General features: G+C 72.4%; 1 protein-coding gene and 2 pseudogenes. All 3 read right to left on the bottom strand.

Annotation, left to right across the window (positions count from 1 at the left end):
• Nucleotides 1-408: pseudogene (locus GTW67_RS35570) on the bottom strand (ABC transporter permease); the annotation flags it as partial.
• Complete coding sequence (locus tag GTW67_RS35565; RefSeq protein WP_161167236.1) at nt 405-1,319, bottom strand: ABC transporter ATP-binding protein; 915 nt, start codon at nt 1,317-1,319, stop codon at nt 405-407. The pseudogene GTW67_RS35570 and the gene GTW67_RS35565, both read right to left, overlap by 4 nt.
• A gap of 145 nt (nt 1,320-1,464) precedes the next feature.
• Nucleotides 1,465-2,701: pseudogene (locus GTW67_RS35560) on the bottom strand (hypothetical protein); the annotation flags it as partial.

The following is a 2,701-nucleotide window of genomic DNA, read 5'->3' as shown; positions in this document are numbered from 1 at the left end:
CGATCTGAGCCACTGCCAGGCGTCCAGGCGTACGTCCTTCACGACGGCGGCGACCAGGAAGACGATGACGATGGAGGGCAGGCTGACGACGGCGGCGCTCGCGGTCTTGGCGAGGACGTAGCCGCGGCCCGGGAGCGTGGTGAGCCGCAACTGCCGTACCCAGCCGCTCTCGCGCTCCTTGGCGATGCGTTCGCTGTTGCCCATCAGTACGGCGGTCAGGGCGCCGAAGGAGGCCATGGAGACCATGAAGAAGGTCGGCAGGGTCAGGCCGGTGCCGTCGACCTCGGTGGTGGCGTCGGCGCTGCCCGCGATGAGCAGGAACAGGGCCGAGGGGTAGATCACCGAGAAGAACAGGAACTTGCGGTTGCGCAGGGCGCGGGTGAGTTCCAGCTTGATCAGGCTGTTCACGGCTGCTTGGCCTCCTCGGCGGCGGTGATGGCGACGAAGGCCTGCTCGAGTCCGAGGCCGGCGACTTCGAGGTTGCGGGGGTAGAGGCCGAGGCCGTACGCGGCGTGGACGGTGGCGTCGGCGTCGGAGGACTGGATGCGGACGGTCTGTCCGGACACGGTGAGGGACGTCAGGAACGGCAGGGCGCGCAGCGGCTGTTCGTCGATCGCGCCGTCGAGGTCGAAGGAGATCCGGCGGGCGCCGGCCCTGGCCTTGATCTCGGCGGCGGTGCCGTCGGCGAGGAGCCGTCCGCGGTGCAGGACGAGCACGCGGTCGGCGATGGCGTCGGCCTCCTCCAGGTAGTGCGTGGCGAACAGGACCGTGCGGCCCTGGTCGGCCTGGGCGCGCATGGTGGCCCAGAAGGCCTGGCGGGCGGAGACGTCCATGCCGGTGGTGGGCTCGTCCAGGACGATCAGGTCGCTGTCGCCTGCGGTGGCGAGGGCGAAGCGGACGCGCTGGGCCTGACCGCCGGAGAGCTTGTCGACCTTGCGGTCGGCGATCTTCGTGAGGCCGGCCCGGGCCAGGACGTCGGCGGCCGGGTAGGCCCGGGGGTGGAGGGCGCAGGCGAGCCGGACCAGTTCGGCGACGGTGATCTCGTCCATCAGCCCGCCGCTCTGGAGCATCGCGCCCACGCGCCCGGCGACGATGGCCTCGCGCGGGCCGGTGCCGAAGACCCGGACGGTGCCGGTGTCGGGCTGCTTGAGGCCGAGCAGCAGGTCGAGCGTGGTCGACTTGCCGGCCCCGTTCGGGCCCAGCAGGGCCACGGTCTCCCCGGGGCGCAGGGTGAGTGTCAGTCCGTCGACGGCGCGGACGTCGCCGTAGTTCTTGGTCACCTGGTCGAACCCGACCACCTCTGTCGTCATGACAGTCATCGTGGCCGCCGCGGCAGGGTGCGCGGCAGTGTCGGCGGTCCCGAGTGCCGGATGACAGATGTCATACGGCGCCGGCCCTCGCCCCGGGTACGGCGAGGGGGCACCCGGCGTCTGCCGGATGCCCCCCTCGTCGTGCGGGCGCGCGTCAGCTGGGGTCGGTGTCGATGACCGCGACGCGGTTGGTGGTGCTCTTCAGCGCCGGGCGCAGGGCGCCGATCACGTCCTGGACGGTGACCGGGGTCTTCTGGCCGGTGGCGCGGGTGATGAGCACGCCGTCGAAGGTGTCGCCGTACAGCTCCTTCAGGGCGGCCTGGTCGTAGTACTCGACCAGTTTGCCGTTCTGCGGCTTGACGGCGAGGAACTTCCACAGCGACTTGGCGGGGCTGAAGGAGACCGTGTGCGCGGCGTCGGTCCGGACCGTGACCAGGCCGGACATCGCGGGCTCGGCGAACTCCTTCATCATCCGGTCGACCTCGGCGTTCGAGACCGTCGGCCGGCTGCCGGTCGTCGGCACGTTCACCGCGGTGGCGGTGCCGGTCTCCACCTGGGCGCGGTACGCCTTCTCCACGGACTCGGTCGACTTGGCGACGTCGATGCTCTGGCCCGCCTTGCCGTACACCGGGACGGCCTTGCCGGACTCGAACTTGATGGTGCCCTCGGTCATCGAGCCGGCGCCGCCCGCCGCGTCCTGGAGGGCGGCGTGCAGCTTCTCCTCGTCGACGGGCATCTGCGGCTCGACGACACGGTGGTTGCCGAAGAGCGAGCCGATCACGGAGACCGGGTTGTAGTCGCTCGTCGCCGCCGCGCTGGCCGTGGCCTGCGTGTCGAACTGGAGCCCGGCCTGGTCCGGCTTCAGGGCGACGGAGTCACCGCCGACCGTGAGCTTCAGCGGCTTGTTCACCCGGTCGCCGAGGGCGGCGTCCAGCTTCTCGACGGCGTCGTCGCGCGTGCCGCCGCCGATGTCGACGCCGAGCACGGTGGTGCCCTTGGGCACGTCGGAGTGATTCATCAGCAGGCCGGCGCCGTAGGCACCGCCGGCGACGACGATGAGGCCGCCGACGAGCAGCGGGAGCTTCTTGCGGCCCTTCTTCTTGGCGGCCGGCTTGGCGGAGCTCGCCGGGGGCGCGGCGGCCGGCTCGGGCGCCTTCGGGGGCGTGTGCGGGCGCGGCCCGTCGGAGGGCCCGCCGGGGAACGGGGTGTTGCGGTCGCCCGGCACGACCGGGATGCCGCTGGTGACGGTGTTGCCGGAGACGTTGTCCGGGTTGCCGTAGGGGGCGCCGCCCGGCGGTTCGGGGGCGGGCCGCTGCGGGGTGAGGATCGCGGTGTCGTCGCTGAGCCCGCCGCCCGGGGCGGGGCGGGCGGGGCCGGGGCCCTGACCGGGG

Source organism: Streptomyces sp. SID5910 (assembly GCF_009862125.1).
Taxonomy (GTDB): domain Bacteria; phylum Actinomycetota; class Actinomycetes; order Streptomycetales; family Streptomycetaceae; genus Streptomyces.
Note: the sequence above shows the minus strand (reverse complement) of the source record. Positions and strands in the feature narration are given on the sequence as shown.